Below are 19656 nucleotides of genomic sequence, written 5' to 3' on the forward strand. Positions count from 1 at the left end.
CGTCGAACCGGCGACTGCTGTGCCGCGTCCGGAACGCGCTCGCGGCGTTGTCGGATTCGTCGCGCGCGAGGACGATGCTCCGCCTCGCGATCGCGCGCGCCGGACGTCGTACGGCCCGGCCGACGGCCGAACACCGTCGGTTCGAAGACACGGCCTAGGCGACCCGTCCGGCGCACCCCCGTTCGGGGGTGGTGAGATCTGGGTCACTGTTTACATGATGTTAAACGACCGGTCCGGTCCGCAATGAGGAGGGCACATGTCGGCAACCAGCGCGACGGAGACGTTCCGGGCCGCCCGGGACTTTCTGCTGCGGCACCGCGAGGACTACGAGGCGGCCTACGAGGGTTTCCGCTGGCCCAGGACCGATCACTTCAACTGGGCGCTCGACTGGTTCGACGTGATCGCGGAGAACAACGACCGCACCGCCCTGCACATCGTGGAGGAGGACGGCGGCCGCACCGAGGTGTCCTTCGCCCGGATGTCCGCGCGGTCCGACCAGGTCGCGAACTGGCTGCGAGCCCAGGGCGTCCGGGCCGGGGACCGGATCCTCGTCATGCTCGGCAACCAGGTCGAGCTGTGGGAGACGGCCCTCGCCGCGATGAAGCTGCGCGCCGTCGTCATCCCCGCCACCCCGCTCCTCGGTCCGGCGGACCTGCGGGACCGGGTGGAGCGCGGGCGGGTCCGGCACGTCCTGGTGCGGGACGCCGACACCCCCAAGTTCGACGAGGTGCCCGGCGGCTACACCCGGATCGCCGTCGGCGCGGACGTGCCGGGCTGGCTGTCGTACGCGGGCGCCGACGACCGGCCGGAGACGTTCCGGGCGGACCGGGAGACGGACGCGGACGAGCCGCTGATGCTCTACTTCACCTCCGGCACGACCGCCAGCCCCAAGCTCGTCGAGCACACCCACGCCTCCTACCCCGTGGGCCACTTGTCGACGATGTACTGGATCGGCCTCAAGCCCGGGGACGTCCACCTCAACATCTCCTCGCCGGGCTGGGCCAAGCACGCCTGGTCGAACCTGTTCGCGCCCTGGACCGCCGAGGCGACCGTCTTCATCTTCAACTACACCCGCTTCGACGCGGCACGGCTGATGGCCGAGATGGACCGCTCCGGGGTCACCAGCTTCTGCGCCCCTCCCACCGTCTGGCGGATGCTGATCCAGGCCGACCTCTCCGAGCTGAAGAACCCGCCGCGCGAGGTCGTCGCGGCCGGGGAGCCGCTGAACCCGGAGGTCATCGAGACGGTGCGGCGCGTCTGGGGCGTCACCATCCGGGACGGCTTCGGCCAGACCGAGACCTCCGTACAAGTCGCCAACACCCCCGGCCAGCTGCTGAAGGCCGGATCGATGGGGCGGCCGAGCCCGGGATTCCGGATCGAGCTCCTCGACCCGGTGACCGGTGAGCCCGGCGCGGTCGAGGGCGAGATCTCCCTCGACCTGTCGGACCGTCCGGTGGGCCTGATGACCAGCTACCACGGGGACCCGGAGCGGACCGCGGAGGCCATGGCGGGCGGCTACTACCGCACCGGGGACATCGGATCCCGGGACCTGGACGGCTACATCACCTACGTCGGCCGGGCCGACGACGTCTTCAAGGCGTCCGACTACAAGATCTCGCCGTTCGAGCTGGAGAGCGCGCTGCTGGAGCACGAGGCGGTCGCCGAGGCCGCGGTCGTCCCGGCCCCCGACCCGGTGCGGCTCGCCGTGCCGAAGGCGTACATCGTGCTCGCGGCGGGCTGGGAGCCCGGCCCGGACACCGCGAAGGCGCTGTTCGAGCATTCCCGGTCGGTGCTCGCCCCCTACAAGCGGGTCCGCCGGCTGGAGTTCGCCGACCTGCCCAAGACCGTCTCCGGCAAGATCCGCCGCATCGAACTGCGCGAGCGCACGGCCCGCGGCGCCGTCGCAGGTACCGAGTACGCCGAGGGGGACTTCCGATGAGCGGGCCGTCCCGCGCGCACGCCACCGGAACCGAGCACATCGAGGGGGACCTGGAATGAGTGAACTGTCCTACGCGCACGGCACCGGCACCACGCCGCTGCTGGGCGACACCATCGGCCGCAATCTCGCCCGCGCCGTCGAGGCGTTCGGCGACCGCGAGGCGTTGGTCGACGTCGCCTCCGGACGACGCTGGACGTACGCCGAGTTCGGCGCGGCCGTCGACGAGCTGGCCCGCGCACTGATGGGTGCGGGGGTGGCCAAGGGCGACCGGGTTGGGATCTGGGCGGTCAACTGCCCCGAGTGGGTGTTCACGCAGTACGCCACGGCCCGGATCGGCGCCGTCATGGTCAACATCAACCCGGCCTACCGGGCGCACGAGCTGGAGTATGTGCTCAAACAGGCCGGCATATCCCTCCTGATCTCCTCGCTCTCGCACCGCACCAGCGACTACCGCGCCCTCGTCGGCCGGGTCCGTGCCGCCTGCCCCGACCTGCGTGCGGTGCACTACATCGGCGACCCCTCGTGGGACGAACTGCTTGCCGTCGCCGCGTCCGTGACGGACGGCCGGCTCGACGCCCGCGCGGCCGAGCTGTCCTGCGACGACCCGATCAACATCCAGTACACCTCCGGCACCACCGGCTTCCCCAAGGGGGCCACGCTCTCCCACCACAGCATCCTCAACAACGGTTATTTCGTGGGGGAGATGGTCGCCTACACCGAACAGGACCGGATCTGCCTGCCGGTGCCGTTCTACCACTGCTTCGGCATGGTGATGGGCAATCTCGCCGCCACCTCGCACGGCGCCTGCATCGTGATCCCGGCGCCCGCCTTCGAGCCCGCGGCGGTGCTCGCCGCCGTGGAGCAGGAGCGCTGCACCTCGCTCTACGGTGTGCCCACGATGTTCATCGCGGAGCTGAACCTCCCCGACTTCGCCTCGTACGACCTGTCCTCGCTGCGCACCGGGATCATGGCCGGATCGCCGTGCCCGGTCGAGGTGATGAAGCGGGTCGTCAGCGAGATGCACATGGAGGAGGTGTCGATCTGCTACGGGATGACGGAGACCTCGCCGGTCTCCACCCAGACCCGCCGGGACGACGACCTGGAACGCCGCACGGGAACGGTCGGCCGGGTCATGCCGCATCTGGAGGTCAAGGTCGTCGACCCGGTGACGGGCGTGACCCTGGAGCGTGGCACGGCGGGCGAACTGTGCACCCGCGGCTACAGCGTGATGCTCGGCTACTGGCAGGACCCCGAACGCACCGCCGAGGTCATCGACCCCGGCCGGTGGATGCACACCGGGGACCTCGCGGTGATGCGCGAGGACGGCTACGTGGAGATCGTCGGCCGGATCAAGGACGTGATCATCCGGGGCGGCGAGAACGTGTACCCGCGGGAGGTCGAGGAGTTCCTCCACGGCCACCCGAAGATCGCGGACGTGCAGGTGGTGGGGGTGCCGGACGACACCTACGGCGAGGAGGTCCTCGCCTGCGTCATCCCGAGGGACCCGGCGGACCCGCCGACCCTGGACGAGGTGACGGAGCACTGCCGCGAACAGCTTGCGCACTACAAGATCCCGCGAAGGCTGCGGGTCCTGGAGTCCTTCCCGATGACGGTCAGCGGGAAGGTCCGGAAGATCGAACTGCGCGAGGGCTACGGCGCGTAGGAGCCGCAGCGGTCCCGGCCGGACCGGGGGACGGTCAGGCGGCCTCGATGATGTCGCCGGCCGTACCCCGGGTCGCGGCCGCCCACTCGATCAGCAGTACCTCGTAGGCGGCGGACTCCACGGGGGACCACTCCTGCCCGGCCCGCGCGTCGACCAGCGCCCGTATCGCCTGGTTCGCCTCGGCGGCGGACGTACGGGACGAGCAGGCCGGGTGCGAGGGGTCGGTGGACGGTGTGTGTCGTGGAGTTAATGCCATGTGCCCCACCTTAAGGCCCACCACCGACAATCCCCCGAACATGTGTGGCCCATGGCCCGAACGTGACCGATTGCACTCAGTGTTGTCGTCCGGCTCCGGCGGGTCGGGAGGGCCGTCCGGTGTGCCCCGTTGCGCGCCGCATGCACACCCTCGCCCACCGGTCCAGGCCGTGTTCCGCCTCCGCCGCCCTGATCTTCCGCAGCCCGTCGGTGAGTTCGGCTTCGTCGAGGAAACGGAATCCGAGCCGCGCGTAGTACGGGGCGTTCCACGGCACCTGGCGGAATGTCGTCAGCGTGAGCGCGTCCAGGCCCCGGCCGGCCGCCCACTGGGCGAGGTGGTCGATGAGCCGGCTGCCCAGGCGGCGCCGGGCGGCGGACGGGTGGACGGTGACCTGCTCGATGTGGGCCGCGCCGTCGACCTCGTCGGCGATCAGATAGCCGACCGGCCGGTCGTCGCCGTCCACCGCCACCCAGGCGCGCCCCGCCCGTCGGTAGTCCTCCAGCACATCGAGCGGCAGGGGTTCGTCGTCCGCGACGGCGGCCATGCCGAGCGAACGGAACGGTTCGCCGGCGGCCCGTTCCATGTCCTGGAGCAGCGGCAGGTCGCAGAGGCGGGCGGTACGGATGAGCATGCGCCCAGTATGGCGCCCGGGGTGACGAGCGCGCCGGTCGGTGCCCTGGGTGCGGGTGTGCCGGGCGGCGTCCGGGCGAGGCCGTCCCCGGACCGTCGGCCTCGGCAGCGTAGCGGTGCACAACGGCCCGACGCGGTACGCCGTCGGGGACGCGTTAGGGTCGGGCCCCGGACCGCCGGTCCGCCCGGACGCGGCGAACGCACAGGGGAGGCACAGTGCGCCTGAGAGTGGAGTTCACCACCGAGCCCTTCGACCTCGACGAGGCGCCCGCCCACGCGGTCGTGGCCCGCGAGGTCGTCCGGACGGCCGCGCTGGACGCCGTGGACGTCGGCCCCTTCGGCAACACCGTGGAGGGCGGCGCCGACCAGGTGCTCGACACGGTGGACACCCTTCTGCGCAGGGTCATCGCCGCGGGCGCGACCCGGGTGTCGCTCCAGGTCAACGTCATTGGACAGGACGCCAAGTGACCGGCCCCGCGGACCACCCCCTCGTCGCGGCGGTCAAGCCGCTCGTCGACGCCATGGGCGCCGAACTGCTGGGGCCGGGCCAGGCCCGGGCCGACGACGTGGTGCTGGCCTGGGAGGGCGAGGACGTCCTCGCCGTCCGGCTGCCCCAGCTCTCGGAGTCGCTCGACCACATTCTGACCGCCATGGAACGCCGGTACGGCATGCCGCTCGCGGGGCTGGACCGCAGGGCCAAGCAGGCGGTGGTGCGCAGCCTGGAGGCCCGCGGCGCGTTCTCCGTGCGCCATGGCGTGGAGACGGTCGCGAGCGCGCTGGGCGTCAGCCGCTTCACCGTCTACAACTATCTGAACAGGGAAAAGGCCGCCGGAGAAGGGTAGTGGGGAAACCGGCGGGTGAGGCCGCCGGTGACGCGCGCGAGGCCGCCGTCCGGGGCGTCGGACGGCGGCCTCGCGCTTTCGCGCACTTTCAACAAAGTGTTGACGTTGTGGTGTGGAGGGCGTTAGCTGTGCGCAGCCCGACCGGCGCGGAACGACGATTCGCACCGCGAGACAGCCACGGAGGCTCCCGTGACTCCGAGCTCCACACCGGGCCTGTCCCGGTTCAACACCCTGGCGGACGACGAGGCCACCGCCGTGTTGCACGAGGTGTGTGCCAGTACGGCATGGGGGAGAGCGGTCCTCTCCCGACGCCCCTACACCAGCACCGAAGCCCTCCTTCGCGCCGGCGACGCCGCCACGGCCGCGCTGACCGCGCAGGATCTGGCCGAGGCGATGGCCGGTCACCCGCCGATCGGCCGCCCGGAGCCCGGCGATCCGGTCTCCTCCCGCGAACAGCGGGGGATGACCGGGGCCTCGGAGGAGCTCAGGGCCGAGATGCTCGAACTGAACCTGGCCTACCGGGAACGGTTCGGACACGTCTTCCTGATCTGCGCCACCGGAGCCACCGGTGAACAGATGCGCGACGCCGTGAAGTCCCGGATCGGCAACTCGCCGGAGGAGGAACGCGGACACGTGCGCATCGAACTCGGCAAGATCAATCGCATCCGGCTCACCCGCCTCGTCGCGGAAGACACGCAACCCCCCGTCCTGGAAAGAGAGGGAAGGTCTTGAGCACCTCCGTCACCGCATCGGTGTCCACCCACATCCTGGACACCAGCGTCGGCCGCCCCGCCGCGGCCGTCGCCGTTCGGCTCGCCGCCCGTGGCGGGAGGCAGGCCCCGTGGACCGCCCTCGGCGGATCCGTCACCGAAGCCGACGGGCGCTGCAAGGATCTGCCGGCACTTCCGGAGGGCACCACCCATGCACGGCTCGACTTCGACACCGAGGCGTACTTCGCCGGCACGGGGCCGACCGAGGCGCAGCAGGACGCCCCCCGCGCAAGGGACGGCGGCGTGTTCTTCCCCGAGGTGGCGATCACGTTCGCCGTCACCCCGGGCGAGCACTATCACGTACCACTGCTGCTCAACCCGTTCGGCTACTCCGTCTACCGAGGGAGCTAGCACCGACATGACCGCCGATTCCTTCCGCAACCGCCCTGTGATCCTCGGCCAGAACCAGTACGGCAAGGCGGAGAACCGCGTCGTCAGGATCACCCGGGACGGCGACACCCACCACGTCAAGGACCTGAACGTCTCCGTCGCCCTCTCCGGCGACATGGAGGACGTCCACTACTCCGGTTCCAACGCCCACGTCCTGCCGACCGACACCACCAAGAACACGGTGTACGCGTTCGCCAAGAAGCACGGCATCGAATCCGCCGAGCAGTTCGGCATCCACCTCGCCCGCCACTTCGTGACGTCGCAGGAGCCGATCGAGGTCGCCCGGATCCGGATCGAGGAGTACGCCTGGGAGCGCATCGCGGCCTCGGAGGCCGACGCGCGGTTCACAGGAGCCGACGAGGCCGAGCACTCCTTCGTGCGCAGGGGCCAGGAGACGCGCACCGCCCAGATCACCTACGACGGCGAGAAGTGGGAGATCATCTCGGGGCTCAAGGACCTCGTGGTGATGAACTCCACCCACTCCGAGTTCTGGGGCTACGTCAAGGACGAGTACACCACGCTCAAGGAGGCGTACGACCGGATCCTCGCCACCGAGGTCTTTGCGCGGTGGCGGTTCAACTGGACGGACGACGCATCGCGGATGCCCCACTGGGAGAGGTCCTACGAGCAGACCCGCGAGCACATGCTCCAGGCGTTCGCCGAGACGTACTCCCTCTCCCTCCAGCAGACGCTCTACCACATGGGTTCGCGCGTCATCGACCATCGCAGCGAGATCGACGAGATCCGCTTCTCGCTGCCGAACAAGCACCACTTCCTCGTGGACCTGGAACCGTTCGGTCTCGAGAACGACAACGAGGTCTACTTCGCGGCGGACCGCCCGTACGGTCTGATCGAGGCCACCGTACTGCGGGACGGCGCCGAGCCGCGGATCCCGGTCGACTTGACCAACCTCTGAGCCGATCTCCGACGCGTCGCCGTGCCGTTGCCCCGCCCGCACACCCGGTCGGGGGCCGGCCGGACCGGAGGGAAAACCCCATGGCACAGCCGGCACCCGTGGCCTCCCGCCGGACGGCGGCAGTCCCCAGGGTCCGGCCGTGCCCGTACCGCCGGACAGAAAGGGAAGCGCCATGGCCGCAACGGCAGCCCCCGAGCACGTGCAACGCATCGCCATCGAGAACTGCGCGATCGCGACCGTCGACGCCGACGACACCGAGTACGCCTCCGGGCACGTCGTCGTCGCGGGCAACCGCATCGAGTCCGTCGGCGCCGGCCGGGCGCCCGCGGGCCTGGAGAACGTCGTGCGCCGCGTCGACGGCACCGGGCACCTGGTCACCCCCGGCCTGGTCAACACGCACCACCACTTCTACCAGTGGATCACCCGGGGCCTCGCCACCGACCACAACCTGTTCGACTGGCTGGTCGCCCTGTACCCGACGTGGGCGCGCATCGACGAGCCGATGGTCCGCGCCGCGGCGCAGGGCTCGCTCGCCATGATGGCCCGGGGCGGTGTCACCACCGCCATGGACCACCACTACGTCTACCCGCGGGGCGCCGGTGACCTGTCCGGCGCCATCATCGGGGCCGCCCGTGACATGGGCGTACGGTTCACCCTCGCCCGGGGCTCCATGGACCGGGGCGAGACGGACGGGGGACTGCCCCCGGACTTCGCCGTGGAGACCCTCGACGGCGCGCTCGTCGCCACCGAGGCGACCGTCGACGCCCACCACGACCCCTCGTTCGACGCGATGACCCGGATCGCCGTCGCACCCTGTTCCCCGTTCTCCATCTCCACCCGACTCCTCCAGGAGGGCGCGGAGCTGGCCCGCCGCAAGGGAGTGCGTCTGCACACCCACGGTTCGGAGACGGTGGAGGAGGAGAAGTTCTGCCACGAACTCTTCGGGATGGGACCGACCGACTACTTCGCGTCGACCGGCTGGCTCGGCGACGACGTGTGGATGGCGCACTGCGTCCACATGAACGACTCCGACATCGCCGCCTTCGCCCGCACCGGCACCGGCGTCGCGCACTGCCCCTCGTCCAACGCCCGGCTCGCCGCGGGCATCGCCCGCGTCCCCGACATGCTCGCGGCCGGTGTCCCGGTCGGCCTCGGCGTCGACGGCACCGCCTCCAACGAGTCCGGCGAACTCCACACCGAACTGCGCAACGCCCTCCTCCTCAACCGCCTCGGCGCCCACCGCGAGAAGGCCCTGAACGCGCGTCAGGCCCTGCGCCTGGCAACACACGGTGGCGCCCGGGTACTGGGCCGCGCCGACCAGATCGGCTCCCTGGAACCCGGCAAGCTCGCCGACCTGGTGCTCTGGAACCTGGACACCCTCGCCCACGCCTCCATCGCGGACCCGGTCACCGCACTCGTCCTCGGCGCAGCCGCCCCGGTCACCCTCTCCCTCGTCGACGGCCGACCGGTCGTCGAGGACGGCCGCCTGATCACCGCGGACGAGGAGACCATCGCCCGTACCACCCGCGACGAGGCACGCCGCCTCGCGCGGATCGCCGCCGGGGCCTGACACCCCGGAACTCCCCGTACCGGGCGACAGCCGCGCACCCGATCCGGGTCCACGGCGACCGGCGCGGGGCGCGTGCACACCCCCGTACCGTCACGAGGCCCCGTACCGCGCGGTGGGCGCGGTACGGGGCCGGGGCGGGACGGGGTGCTCGGACCTCAGCGGTCGAGGGCCTGGGGGCGACGGCCTCAGCAGTTGAGGTAGGCCGTGTGAATCCAGACACCGGTGCGCCCGCCCCACAGGTCGCCCATGACCCAGTTCCCCTGCGTGCCGCGCTTCTCGAGGTTCTGGCCCTTGTTCACCTGCCCCAGGACCGGGTAGTCCGTGCCCGGTCCGCCGCGGAAGTTCACCCCGTTGTCGTTGACGGTACAGACGGCGGCCGGTGCCTTCGCCGCCTGCGCGGCGACCGGGCTCTGCACGGCCAGCGCGGCGGGACTGAAGGCCAGTCCCAGACCGGCGGTCAGGGCCGCCGCGGCCAGCATCATCTTCTTCATCATGCGGTTCTCTCCTCCGTTCTCCGGCCCACTCCGCGTGAGCCGTTCGCCAGCCCCAACGGAGCCGCGGACCGCCGGGTCACGGGCTCGGACGATCTCCGCGGAAGGAATGAAAGCGCAGGTCATACGCCGTGCGCACCGGCGTACGCGGCAGACGGCGCGCACGCTCCTCGCGCCGGTGGGGCGGAGGCTTGCCGGGGGCGCGGCAGGGATCACGGGCAGCACCGGGACCGGCCCGGTCACGGCGCCGACTCCATACGCCACCCTTGATGCGGCGCCCGCTTCATACGTACCCTCACGCGTACCGTCACGTGGTGCGGACTCCGCAGGTCGCTTCACGCGGTGCGGACTTCACTCTCGCTTTCCTGCGTCCCCGGTCTCCGGTGGCGGGCCCGCGCTCACCGCACTACACGCCCCCGCAGCACGATCCGGCTCGGATGCTCCAGAGCGGCCGGGTCCAGGGTCGGGTCGGCCGCGTACGCGACCACATCGGCGGGCGCCCCGTCCACGAGCGCCGGCAGTCCCAGCCAGGCCCGCGCCGTCCACGACGCCGCGCCGAGCGCCGCCGTGGTCGGCAGCCCGGCCCGTACCAGCCAGGACATCTCGCCCGCGACCGTTCCGCACGGGAAGGAGTCGGTGCCCGCCAGGACCGTGACGCCCGCCTCGTGGGCGGCGCGCACCGTGCCGAGCATGCTGTCCCAGCCGGCCAGCCACCGGTCGCGGCGCACGCCCGGCTCCCGCGCCCGCATCTCGTCCGCCCGCGCCCCGAAGGCGGCCAGCGTCGGGACGAACGCCGTGCCCTGCGCGGCCATGCGGTCGAGCAGTGCCGGGTCCAGGTGCATCCCGTGCTCCAGACTGTCCGCGCCCGCGAGCACGGCGTTGCGTGAGCCCTCGGGCGTCTGGCAGTGCACCGCGACCTTCCCGCCGACCGCGTGCACCGCCTTCACGGTCGCGGTCAACAGCGGCAGCGGCACGGCCGGTTCGTCCTGCGCCCAGTCGCCGATCACCTTGCACCAGCCGGACGAGGCGGTCGCCTCCTCCACGGCCGCTCGCACCAGTTCGTCCTCGGTCACATCGCGCCCCAGGCCGGGGAAGAACCGGCCGGGCGTGGCCAGCCACCGCCCCGCCGACGTCACACGCGGCAGCTCCGGGTCCTCGTCGACCCACGCGGGCATCCGCGCCGTGGTGCCCGGGGTGCGTACCGCCAGCACCCCGGCGTCGCGGTGCTCGGCCAACTGCCCGCGCAGCAGCTCCTCGTCGAACGGAGCGTCCGGCGTCGGCGCACCCGGATGCGTGTGCACATCGACGAGCCCGGGCAGCAGCCAGCCGCCGTCGACGACCAACTCCTTGTCCCGGCCCTCGAGTCCGCCCGCCGGAGGACCCTCGCGCAGTACCTCGCCGTCGATCCGGAAGACCCGCTCCTCGCGCTCCGGCAGCACGACTCCGCGTATGCACAACATCAGCCGACCGTACGTCACTTCCTCCGCCGCACCAAGATCCGCGCCAATCCGGCGGACGGGAAGTGGGGTGACTTCTCCGCCCGGCGCCCGGTCGTCCTGGACGAATGAGCCCCGCCCGGTGGGCGCCCCCCGGCCGAGGCCGCACCCAGAGCGTCGCCGGGCGGAGCCGGTCCGTACCGGCGGCGCACAGGGCGATATGACGGCCCGGTCAGTCGGTGACGCGCACGGTCTCCACCCACTGCGGGGGCAGCGGGGCGTCCGCACCGATGAGCGCGGCGATCAGCCGGCACGAGGGGGCCTCGTACGGCCAGGGGGTGAAGCCGTCGGTGAGGACGACGACGATGTTCGGCCGGTCCCGGGCCGCGAGCGCGGCGGCGATGCCCACCCGCATGTCGGTGCCGCCGCCCCCGCCCAGGGCGACCTGCTCGGCGGACGTCACCCGCGACACGGCCTGCACGTCCGCGTCGCAGGCCAGCACGGTGACCCGGTTGCCCCGGACGCCCACCTCCCGCAGCACACCGGTGACCTCGCCCAGGGCCGCGCCCAGTTCCTCGTCCCCCATGGACCCGGAGGTGTCGATGACGACGGCGACCCGGGGCAGCGGACGACGCAGGCTGGGCAGGACCACGCCAGGCAGCGCCGCACTGCGCCGGGACGGGCGCCGGTAGGTGTAGTCCATCGCCCCAGCCGCCCAGGCCGCCGCCTCGCGGACGGCGCCCGCGAGCGCCTGCCGCCAGTCGATGCTGGGCTCCAGGATCTCGTCCGCCCAGCGCTCCCAGCCCGCCGGGAGCGTGCCCCGGCTGCGCCGGTGGGCGCGCATGGCCTCCGCGGTGTGCCGCCGCAGCGCCTGCGCCTCCACCGGGCCGAGGCTCGTCGGACCCTCGTTCCCGGGCAGTTCCCACGGCACGGGCTGCCCGTGCGCGCCCGAACCGCAGTCGTGCGCCGGTGCCCCCGGCGGGATCGACGGCAGGTATTCCTCGAAGAGCCCTCCTGTCGGCAGGCCGAAGAGCCGGGGCTCCATCCGGCCGGCCGGCAGCGGCAGCCCGTCCGCGATCAGGTCGTCGTTGATCTCGCAGTCCTGCGCCACGTTGAGCCGGTGGTGGTCGCGCTGGTCGGCGGCGGGCAGCCGCTCCGCGCGGCCGTGGTGGTCCCGCAGCAGATGCGCCACCTCGTGCAGCCACACCCCGGCCAGCTCCGCCACCGGCGTCGCCTCCACGAAGGCGGGCGACACGTAGCAGCGCCAGTGCCGGTCCACGCCCATCGTCGGCACCCCGGTGCTCGGCACCACCGACAGCGCGTACAGCGCCGACGCCAGATACGGCCGGTCGGTCGCCGCGCGGTAGCGGGCGGCGAGTAGCTTGGTCATGTCCAACTGGGCCCGCCCCGGGGCGGCTTCCGGTTCCGGCACCGCCGTACCCGCCTCAGCCGCTCTGCGGCAGCGCGCCGGACAGCCGGAGCAGTTCCACGAACGCGTCGATGCCCTCGGGCACCGGCCAGTCGGTGTCCCGCATCGACGCCAGGTCGACCGCCGCCCTGGCCGCCACGTCGGGCACGCCCGCGTCCACGGCCTTCGCCAGCACCGCCCAGCCCGCCTCCCAGCGCTGCCGGGTGAGATCACCCTGGACGGCCGCCACGATCGCGATGAGGAACGCCAGTTGGCGGTCGCCGCGCTCCGGCAGGGCGAACGCGTCGGGGTTCGCCAGCACCCGGTCCGGGTCGGGCAGGTCGAGGTTCTCCAGGTACGACAGCAGCTCGATGCCCGCGCCGTCCCCCACCGCCCCGGCCAGCGCGGCGGCGAGCGCCTCACGCCCGGCGCCCGTCGCGTACCCGGTGGCGAGCAGTCGCAGTGCCATGTCCCAGGTGCGGGGCGACGGCCAGGCCCGGCCCCGGCTCTCCGCGTCGGCCGGGATGTGGTGGACGAGGCCGGGGCGCGCGGTGAGGAAGCCGGAGACCGCGCCGCGGGCCCGTGCCGCCGAACCCGGCACGCGGGCGGCGTCGACGACGGGGACCGTCACCTCGGGCCACGTACCGGCCATGCCGCGCGCCACCGTGCGCGGGTCGTGCGTCCAGTGCAGATGCACGAAGCGGTTGGCGAGCGGCGGGCTGAGGTGCCACCCGTCCGCCGCGCTCGACGGCGGGTTCGCCGCGGCCACGATGCGCACCGACTCGGGCAACGTCAGGCTGCCCACCCGCCGTTCCAGCACGACGCGCAGCAAGGCCGCCTGCACCGCCGGGGGAGCGGACGACAACTCGTCGAAGAACAGCAGCCCCCGGCCCGCGCGCGCCAGTCGCACCGCCCAGTCCGGCGGAGCCATCGGCACCCCGGTCACGGCCGGGTCGTCACCGACGACCGGCAGTCCGGCGAAGTCGGACGGCTCGTGCACGCTGGCGATGACCGTCTCCAGCCCGAGACCGAGCCCGGCCGCGAGCTGCTCCATCCCCGCCGACTTGCCGATCCCGGGCTCGCCCCACAGCAGGACGGGCTGATTCGCCGTCACCGCCAGTGCCAGCGCCTCGAGCTGGGGGTTGCTCGCGACTTCCGTGCGGGACGAGCGCAGCCGACGGTTGAGCTCGTCGGCGGCGTCCAGAGGCCCCGACGCTGCGGCCGGGACCGACGGCGCGGCCGGGGCCACGGGTGAGGAGGCCGGTGGCGGCGTCACGGCGGGCGGCATTGCCGGCGCGGGGACCGGGGCGGCGTCGGACGGCGCCGCAGACGGCTGCCGGCCCGGTGAGGCGTCGGGGGACGGCGCCGCGGGCGGCTGCCCCGCGGTGTCACGGGCGGCGGTGCTCACTCGTCCTCGTCCTCACTTCCGTACTCCTCCCGCTCCTGCTGCCACTCCTCCCACCACTCCGCGCCGACGCCCGGGTGCTCCTTCTCCACCCGTTCCCGGAGGAACTGCAGGTCCGTCCGGCGGTACATGCGGATCAGCTGGGCCAGCGAGAGCTCCGTCTGGTCGACGACGTCGATCCGTGCCCCGGCCTCGACCAGCGCCCTCACCAACGTCGTCGAACCGCGGTCGGCGACCGCCACGCAGAGCGGGGTGCGCTCCCGGTGGTCCAGGGCCTCCAGATCGAGACCGGCGTCCAGCAGCCGGGACAGCAGCGGCTCATGGTCCAGGTAATGCAGCACGTGGAGCAGGCTGCGCCGTCCGGCGTCCCGCACCCGAGGATCCACGCCCGCGTCCAGCAGCTCCAGCACCCCGGGGGTGTCGCCGTGCTGGGCGCGCAGGAAGAGCTCCCGCCGCTGGGCCCGCAGCGCCTTGGGGAGTCGGCCCGTGCCCGTGGTGCAGGAGTGTTCCGCCGCGAAGCACCCGGTGACCGCGCCACCGAAGGCCCGCAGCGCGTTCTCGCGCTGCTGCTCCTGCGCACTGTGCGGGGTCGCGAGCCTCCCGTCGCGGAAGACGACCTCGTGCCATTCACCACGGCACCTGACGCGTACGGGTGTTGGAGGCGTCGGCCCGGGCGGCCCGGACGCCGTCGGCGTACCGGGGAACAGGGCCCCGGCGACCAGCGGATGCAACTGCGCCGGAGCCAGCGCGCCGATCCGCAGCAGGTCCACGTCCGGCAGCCGCCGCCAGGACGCGGGGGGAAGGAAGGCCACGTCCGCGGCCGCCTCCCGGCCGACGAGCCTGATCCGCAGCCGTCTGTCGCCGCCGTCGCCCGTGAACTCCAGCAGGATGCGCGCGTACCAGTCCCCACTGATCTGGAGGCGGTCCGTCGCGCACAGATCCGCGAACCGGCGGGCCTCCGCCTCCAGGCGGGGAACGTCGAGCGCCAGCCGCCCCAGGGCCGCCTCCGGCTCAGCCGAGTGCCACGACGGGGTGTCCGGCTCGGTCGGGTCCAGTTCGATCCCGGCCGCCGCCAGGGAGTCGGCCACCTTCCCCCGTTGGTGCAGCAGGGTCACCCACTCCGCGTGGGCCACCGGGTCGTCGGTTCCGGGATCCGTGCCGGGCAGTTCGTCCGCCCCGAGCGGTGTGCCGTCGGCGCGGAGGAACGGCAACCGGTCCGCACCGCCGACACGCGCGCGCAGCTCACCGGTGTGCCGCGCGTCCCACAGGTACCGGCAGGCACGCCAGTCCATGGCCCCCGGATGGAAGGCGTGCGAGGAGCCGTCGAGCCGCACCGACCCGAACCTCAGCGAGATCCGCTGCGGACCCTCGACCATCGGGGGAGTGCGCACGTACAGGCACGGGACGTCCGATTCGAGCGCGCCCTCCACGGCGCCGTAGCCCGCCAGAACCACGGTCAGGTCGGCGGCGAGGGTGGAGCGCCCGCCCAGCACGCGCGGCAGATGCCAGCGCACCAGATCCGGCACCAGATGGCGCAGATCCTCGCCGAGCGCCCCGGCCACGTCCGGCCCGTACGCCGAGGCGATCCCGGGCAGGTCGAAGGCCACGTCGAACAGGGCCGCCGCGCAGGCCCCCCGCCAGTCACCGGCCGCGCGCCGCTCGGCGGACGCCTCGATCATCCAGCGGGGCACCGCGTACCGGCGGACCTGCCGCAGACTCGCCGTCTCCTCCGGATCGAAGAGCCTCGTCCCCGCCTCCGCGTTCACCGCGCCGGGGTTCACCGCGTCCGGGCTCACCGGTAGACGCTCCTGACCGCGAGCAGGTCCGCGTGGGCGCCGCGGTCCGGACGCAGCCGCGCCGCGAAGGAACGCTTCACCCGGCGGGGCAGACCGGGGCCCAACCCCACGTACTCCAGGCGCGAGCGGGAGTCGACGGCGGCCAGCAGGGTCTTCGCGCCCCGACCGGTGAGCCCGGTGTGGCGCAGCTCCAGCCGCCGCAGCGGACTGCTGTGCAGCGCCCCGGCCAGCGCGTCGGCGCCGGCGTCACCGGTGACGTTGGGGCTGGCCCCGAGGGTCCGTTCGGACAGTGGGCGGCCCAGGTCGAGCGCCTCGATCCCATCGAGCGCGTCGGCCAGGGCGCGTGCGCCGTCGGGCCCGATCCCGTTGCCGCCGAGGCCGAGCCGGACCGGCCGGGCGGCGTCGGTGGCGGCCGCGAGCACGGTGGTGCCGGCGTCACCGAGGTGGTTGGACGGCAGGTACAGCTCCCGTACCCCCGCGTCCCGGATCAGGGCGGCGAGCAGCGGGGCGGCGTCGGGGCCGAGCCCGTTGCCGCCGAGGAACAACCGCTCGACCGGCCGGGACCGTTCGGCGAGCACGGAGAGCAGCACGCCGAGCCCCTCCGTGGAGAGACCGGTGTTCACCAGGTCGAGGGTGCGCAGCGCGGTGTTGCGGCACAGCATCGTCGCGAGCGCCCGGACACCGGCGTCGCCCACGGGGTTACGCTTCAGCCACAGCGCCCGCACGGTGTCGTCCCCTGCGAGCGCGTCGGCGAGTGCCGAGGCCCCGTCGGCTCCGATCCGGTTGCAGCCGAGGTAGACGGTGCGCAGGCCGTGCCCGTCGGCCGCGAGCGCGTCGGCGACCGCCCGCGCTCCCTCGTCCCCCAGCGAGTTGGTGCCGAGCAGTACGTGCGCGGCGTGCGGGGACTTCGCGGCGACGGGCATCACCCGGACCGCACCCGCCACCCCGAGCCCCTGCTTGCACAGGTCGACCCGGCCGTCCGTCCGCAACGAACCGAGCGCGAAGCTCTCGTCCGCCTCGACCGGACGCGCTGAGCCGAGCCGTTCCAGCAACGGATCCAGCAGGGCCGGGTCGGCGAGCGGAATGTCCGGGTGCTCGATCGCGGGACAGCGCACGGGCATCGGCTGCAACATCACTACTCCCAGGTCCCCGTCGGTACCCGGCCCGGAGGGGACGACAGCGTTCTCCGCCCGCTCGGGACGAACCGACGCCATCGACTCCGCTCCACGAAAAGGTGGCAAGGCCGGTCGGATTCGAACCGACGTCCTCCAGCTCGATGCTAGGGCGCGACGACCTCTGCGCTACAGCCTTGCCATGCGTGATCATAGCCACTGCCGAGCCGAATTCGCACACCTGTCCCATGCTTGGTCGTGGCGGCGGCCGAGTGCGGGCCTCGCGGCCCGGTCGAAGTCGCGCGCGGTGGCGCGGCGCGGTTCAGCGCAGCCGCTCGTATGCGGGCAGGGTCAGGAAGTCCGTGTAGTCCTGGTCCAGGGCGACCTGGAGCAGCAGGTCGTGGGCCTGCTGCCATTGCCCGGCCGCGAACGCCTCGTCGCCGATCCCGGCGCGGATCGTGGCCAGTTCCTCGGCGGCGACCTTGCGGGCCAGGTCCGCGGTGGCGTGCTCGCCGTTCTCGAAGACCACGTCCGCGTTGATCCACTGCCAGATCTGCGAGCGTGAGATCTCCGCGGTGGCCGCGTCCTCCATCAGGTCGAAGATGGCGACCGCGCCCTGGCCGCGCAGCCACGCCTCGATGTAGCGGATGCCGACCGCGACGGCGTTGCGCAGGCCCTCGTACGTGGGCTTGGCTTCCAGGGTGGCGATGGCGATCAGGTCGCCCGCGGTCACCGAAACGTCCTCGCGCAGGCGGTCCTTCTGGTTCGGCCTCTCGCCGAGGACCGCGTCGAAGGAGGCCATGGCGATCGGGACGAGGTCCGGGTGGGCGACCCAGGAGCCGTCGAAGCCGTCGCGGGCCTCGCGGTCCTTGTCCGCCTTGACCTTCTCGAAGGCCACCTTGTCGACCTCCGCGTCGCGGCGGGACGGGATGAACGCCGCCATGCCGCCGATGGCGTGCGCACCGCGCTTGTGGCAGGTGCGGACGAGGAGTTCGGTGTAGGCGCGCATGAACGGGGCGGTCATCGTCACCGCGTTGCGGTCGGGGAGGACGAACTCGGCGCCTGCGTCACGGAAGTTCTTGACGAGGGAGAAAAGGTAGTCCCATCGGCCCGCGTTCAGCCCGGAGGCGTGGTCGCGCAGCTCGTACAGGATCTCCTCCATCTCGTACGCGGCGGTGATCGTCTCGATGAGGACGGTGGCGCGGACCGTTCCCTGCGGGATGCCGACGTAGTCCTGCGCGAAGACGAAGATGTCGTTCCAGAGGCGGGCCTCCAGATGCGACTCCGTCTTCGGGAGATAGAAGTACGGACCCTTGCCGAGGCCGATGAGGCGCTGGGCGTTGTGGAAGAAGTAGAGGCCGAAGTCGACCAGCGCGCCCGGCACCGGGATGCCGTCCAGTTGGAGGTGGCGTTCGTTCAGGTGCCAGCCGCGCGGACGGGTGACGACCGTGGCCAGTTCGTCGGCGGGCCTCAGCGCGTACGACTTGCCGGTCCTCGGGTCCGTGAAGTCGATGGAACGGGTGTGGGCGTCGATCAGATTGAGCTGACCGAGGACCACGTTCTGCCACGTCGGGGCGGACGCGTCCTCGAAGTCGGCGAGCCAGACCCGGGCGCCGGAGTTGAGGGCGTTGATGGTCATCTTGCGGTCGGTCGGACCGGTGATCTCCACACGGCGGTCGTCCAGCGCGGCCGGGGCCGGCGCGACCCGCCAGGTGTCGTCCTCACGGATCGCCGCCGTCTCGGGCAGGAAGTCCAGCGTGCGGGTGCGGGCGATCTCCGCGCGGCGCTCGGTGCGGCGCGCGAGCAGCTCGTCACGACGGGGCGTGAACCGGCGGTGCAGCTCGGCCACGAACGCGAGGGCCGCGTCGGTCAGGACGTCGTCCTGCCGGGGCAGCGGCTCGGCATCGACGATGGACGGCGGGGACGGCGCTGGTGCGGACATGAGCTGTCACTCCTTCAGCGGGCGGCGCGGACGGGCGCTCACGGCCGCCGGCCTGCACGGCACGGCGTGCCAGGGCTGCGGGACACGGGTCGGGGTGCTGTCTGACATGCGGAGAGATTCTGATGTGCGGATGTTACTTTTCCCATGGTGGAAGTTCAACGTTGATGTCGAGATTCTCAGGGCGACAGAAGGAGCCGGGCGATGGCGCGAAGTGCCGCCGTCGTCCTGGGCCTCATGCCTCGCGTCCCATGCGTCTCACGTCTCGCGCGGATCACGTTCCACGCCTCGCGCCTCATGCGAGGTGTTCGAGGTCTTCCGGAGCGTCGATGTCGTACGCCTCGGCCACGTCCGCACACTCGACGAGCGTGATCGCGTCGCGGTGCGCCCGCAGGTACGAGCGCGCTCCCCGGTCGCCCACCGCCTCCGCCACGACATCCGCCCACCGGTCGGCCCCGATCAGCACCGGATGTCCGCGCTCGCGGCCGTACGAGGCCGCGACGAGAGCGCCGCGCGAACCGCACGCGGTCCGCACCCGGGCCACCGCCTCCGGGCCGATGCCCGGCTGGTCGACCAGGAATACCAGGGCCGCGTCCGCGTCCGTGGCGGTGAGGGCCCCGAGCCCCGCGCGCAGTGACGAGCCCATGCCCTCCGTCCACCCGGGATTGACGGTCACCGCGCACCCAGTGAGGTCGGCCCGCTCACGTACCTCGTCGGCCGAGGCGCCCAGCACCACATGGACGCGGTCGCAGCCGCCCGCCCGAAGCACCCGCACCGCACGCTCCACCAGTGGGCGGCCGCGGTGTTCGAGCAGCGCCTTGGGGTGTCCGCCGAGCCGCCGCCCGCCGCCGGCGGCCAGCAGCAGTCCCGTGACCACCGGGGCCCGATCCGTTCGATTCATCTGATTCCTCCGTGGATACTCCGCCCTTCAGGGCGGAGAGGAAATGGAATCCTGCGGAGCAGGGCAAGGGCTGCGATTCGCCGCCAGGGGGGATCGTAGTGCTCTGACCAGCAGGTTTGATCTTCACGTGTGGGTGCATTAGTTTGTGAGCGTGACCGTGAGCTGTGTGAAGCGGGCGTTCAAGTACCGCTT

Annotated in this window: 18 protein-coding genes and 1 tRNA gene; 8 read left to right on the forward strand and 11 right to left on the reverse strand. The window is 72.4% G+C overall.

The features are described 5' to 3' along the window. Positions 1–256: 256 nt before the first annotated feature. Together ACGF2V_RS28080 and ACGF2V_RS28085 are read left to right on the forward strand one after the other, a co-directional pair. The gene (locus tag ACGF2V_RS28080; RefSeq protein ID WP_362623962.1) at positions 257–1939 is read left to right on the forward strand and encodes an AMP-binding protein; all 1683 of its coding nucleotides are present in this window, start codon (positions 257–259) and stop codon (positions 1937–1939) included. 55 nt (positions 1940–1994) lie between these two features. Continuing rightward, a complete protein-coding gene (locus ACGF2V_RS28085) occupies positions 1995–3602 on the forward strand; it encodes an AMP-binding protein (protein WP_362623959.1) in 1608 nt (535 codons plus the stop codon). A 34-nt stretch (positions 3603–3636) separates the two neighbouring features. Here ACGF2V_RS28085 and ACGF2V_RS28090 read toward each other — a convergent pair whose 3' ends face one another. Both ACGF2V_RS28090 and ACGF2V_RS28095 read right to left on the reverse strand, forming a co-directional pair. Next, positions 3637–3858: a hypothetical protein gene (locus ACGF2V_RS28090; RefSeq protein WP_362623956.1), complete on the reverse strand. Its 222-nt coding sequence runs from the start codon at positions 3856–3858 to the stop codon at positions 3637–3639. A 76-nt stretch (positions 3859–3934) separates the two neighbouring features. Beyond that, positions 3935–4489 (reverse strand): GNAT family N-acetyltransferase, encoded by a 555-nt coding sequence (locus ACGF2V_RS28095; RefSeq protein WP_362709847.1) that lies wholly within the window; start codon positions 4487–4489, stop codon positions 3935–3937. A gap of 227 nt (positions 4490–4716) precedes the next feature. Here ACGF2V_RS28095 and ACGF2V_RS28100 point away from each other — a divergent pair, with 227 nt between their 5' ends. The 6 genes from ACGF2V_RS28100 (at position 4717) to ACGF2V_RS28125 (ending at position 8976) form a co-directional block, all read left to right on the forward strand. After that, entirely contained in the window at positions 4717–4956 is a 240-nt protein-coding gene (locus tag ACGF2V_RS28100) for a thiamine-binding protein (RefSeq protein ID WP_362709850.1), read from the forward strand. Continuing rightward, positions 4953–5330 (forward strand): helix-turn-helix domain-containing protein, encoded by a 378-nt coding sequence (locus tag ACGF2V_RS28105; protein ID WP_362623947.1) that lies wholly within the window; start codon positions 4953–4955, stop codon positions 5328–5330. Before ACGF2V_RS28100 ends, ACGF2V_RS28105 begins: the two co-directional genes overlap by 4 nt. 189 nt (positions 5331–5519) lie before the next feature. Further along, the gene (gene uraD / locus ACGF2V_RS28110; protein WP_362623944.1) at positions 5520–6062 is read left to right on the forward strand and encodes a 2-oxo-4-hydroxy-4-carboxy-5-ureidoimidazoline decarboxylase; all 543 of its coding nucleotides are present in this window, start codon (positions 5520–5522) and stop codon (positions 6060–6062) included. Beyond that, positions 6059–6451, forward strand: coding sequence for a hydroxyisourate hydrolase (uraH, locus tag ACGF2V_RS28115; protein ID WP_362623941.1), 393 nt, complete (start codon positions 6059–6061; stop codon positions 6449–6451). Before uraD ends, uraH begins: the two co-directional genes overlap by 4 nt. Positions 6452–6458: 7 nt before the next feature. Then, positions 6459–7406 carry a factor-independent urate hydroxylase gene (gene pucL / locus ACGF2V_RS28120; protein WP_362623938.1) on the forward strand — a complete coding sequence of 316 codons (948 nt, stop codon included), beginning with the start codon at positions 6459–6461 and terminating at the stop codon, positions 7404–7406. Positions 7407–7578: 172 nt separating this feature from the next. Continuing rightward, a complete protein-coding gene (locus ACGF2V_RS28125) occupies positions 7579–8976 on the forward strand; it encodes an 8-oxoguanine deaminase (protein WP_362709854.1) in 1398 nt (465 codons plus the stop codon). 185 nt (positions 8977–9161) lie between these two features. On the opposite strand, the gene ACGF2V_RS28130 is transcribed toward ACGF2V_RS28125, so the two are convergent. From ACGF2V_RS28130 to ACGF2V_RS28170, 9 genes are all read right to left on the reverse strand, one after another. Then, complete coding sequence (locus ACGF2V_RS28130; protein ID WP_362623932.1) at positions 9162–9470, reverse strand: SH3 domain-containing protein; 309 nt, start codon at positions 9468–9470, stop codon at positions 9162–9164. Positions 9471–9865: 395 nt separating this feature from the next. Next, the gene (locus ACGF2V_RS28135; protein ID WP_362623929.1) at positions 9866–10927 is read right to left on the reverse strand and encodes an amidohydrolase family protein; all 1062 of its coding nucleotides are present in this window, start codon (positions 10925–10927) and stop codon (positions 9866–9868) included. 208 nt (positions 10928–11135) lie between these two features. Further along, positions 11136–12293 carry a VWA-like domain-containing protein gene (locus ACGF2V_RS28140; protein ID WP_362709857.1) on the reverse strand — a complete coding sequence of 386 codons (1158 nt, stop codon included), beginning with the start codon at positions 12291–12293 and terminating at the stop codon, positions 11136–11138. Between the two features lie 55 nt (positions 12294–12348). After that, the gene (locus tag ACGF2V_RS28145; RefSeq protein WP_389047992.1) at positions 12349–13599 is read right to left on the reverse strand and encodes a sigma 54-interacting transcriptional regulator; all 1251 of its coding nucleotides are present in this window, start codon (positions 13597–13599) and stop codon (positions 12349–12351) included. A gap of 116 nt (positions 13600–13715) precedes the next feature. Further along, positions 13716–15512, reverse strand: coding sequence for an ankyrin repeat domain-containing protein (locus ACGF2V_RS28150; protein ID WP_362709860.1), 1797 nt, complete (start codon positions 15510–15512; stop codon positions 13716–13718). Continuing rightward, the gene (locus tag ACGF2V_RS28155) at positions 15509–16645 is read right to left on the reverse strand and encodes a gala protein (protein WP_362624121.1); all 1137 of its coding nucleotides are present in this window, start codon (positions 16643–16645) and stop codon (positions 15509–15511) included. The genes ACGF2V_RS28150 and ACGF2V_RS28155 overlap by 4 nt, the downstream gene beginning before the upstream one ends. Before the next feature lie 102 nt (positions 16646–16747). Beyond that, positions 16748–16823 (reverse strand) — tRNA-Arg (locus ACGF2V_RS28160). 123 nt (positions 16824–16946) lie between these two features. Beyond that, complete coding sequence (aceB, locus tag ACGF2V_RS28165; protein WP_362709863.1) at positions 16947–18566, reverse strand: malate synthase A; 1620 nt, start codon at positions 18564–18566, stop codon at positions 16947–16949. A gap of 292 nt (positions 18567–18858) precedes the next feature. After that, entirely contained in the window at positions 18859–19464 is a 606-nt protein-coding gene (locus ACGF2V_RS28170; RefSeq protein ID WP_362709865.1) for a nucleotidyltransferase family protein, read from the reverse strand. Positions 19465–19656 lie beyond the last annotated feature (192 nt).

It is taken from the genome of Streptomyces sp. NPDC047982 (assembly GCF_043204165.1).
Classification (GTDB): domain Bacteria; phylum Actinomycetota; class Actinomycetes; order Streptomycetales; family Streptomycetaceae; genus Streptomyces.

Bases quoted from the DNA above. Each gene is read 5' to 3' on its own strand.
- ACGF2V_RS28080 (WP_362623962.1), top strand. From the start codon at position 257: ATGTCGGCAACCAGCGCGACGGAGACGTTCCGGGCCGCCCGGGACTTT.
- ACGF2V_RS28085 (WP_362623959.1), top strand. From the start codon at position 1,995: ATGAGTGAACTGTCCTACGCGCACGGCACCGGCACCACGCCGCTGCTG.
- ACGF2V_RS28090 (WP_362623956.1), bottom strand. From the start codon at position 3,858: ATGGCATTAACTCCACGACACACACCGTCCACCGACCCCTCGCACCCG.
- ACGF2V_RS28095 (WP_362709847.1), bottom strand. From the start codon at position 4,489: ATGCTCATCCGTACCGCCCGCCTCTGCGACCTGCCGCTGCTCCAGGAC.
- pucL (WP_362623938.1), top strand. From the start codon at position 6,459: ATGACCGCCGATTCCTTCCGCAACCGCCCTGTGATCCTCGGCCAGAAC.
- ACGF2V_RS28125 (WP_362709854.1), top strand. From the start codon at position 7,579: ATGGCCGCAACGGCAGCCCCCGAGCACGTGCAACGCATCGCCATCGAG.
- ACGF2V_RS28130 (WP_362623932.1), bottom strand. From the start codon at position 9,470: ATGATGAAGAAGATGATGCTGGCCGCGGCGGCCCTGACCGCCGGTCTG.
- ACGF2V_RS28135 (WP_362623929.1), bottom strand. From the start codon at position 10,927: ATGTTGTGCATACGCGGAGTCGTGCTGCCGGAGCGCGAGGAGCGGGTC.
- ACGF2V_RS28140 (WP_362709857.1), bottom strand. From the start codon at position 12,293: ATGACCAAGCTACTCGCCGCCCGCTACCGCGCGGCGACCGACCGGCCG.
- ACGF2V_RS28145 (WP_389047992.1), bottom strand. From the start codon at position 13,599: ATGCCGCCCGCCGTGACGCCGCCACCGGCCTCCTCACCCGTGGCCCCG.
- ACGF2V_RS28155 (WP_362624121.1), bottom strand. From the start codon at position 16,645: ATGTTGCAGCCGATGCCCGTGCGCTGTCCCGCGATCGAGCACCCGGAC.
- aceB (WP_362709863.1), bottom strand. From the start codon at position 18,566: ATGTCCGCACCAGCGCCGTCCCCGCCGTCCATCGTCGATGCCGAGCCG.
- ACGF2V_RS28170 (WP_362709865.1), bottom strand. From the start codon at position 19,464: ATGAATCGAACGGATCGGGCCCCGGTGGTCACGGGACTGCTGCTGGCC.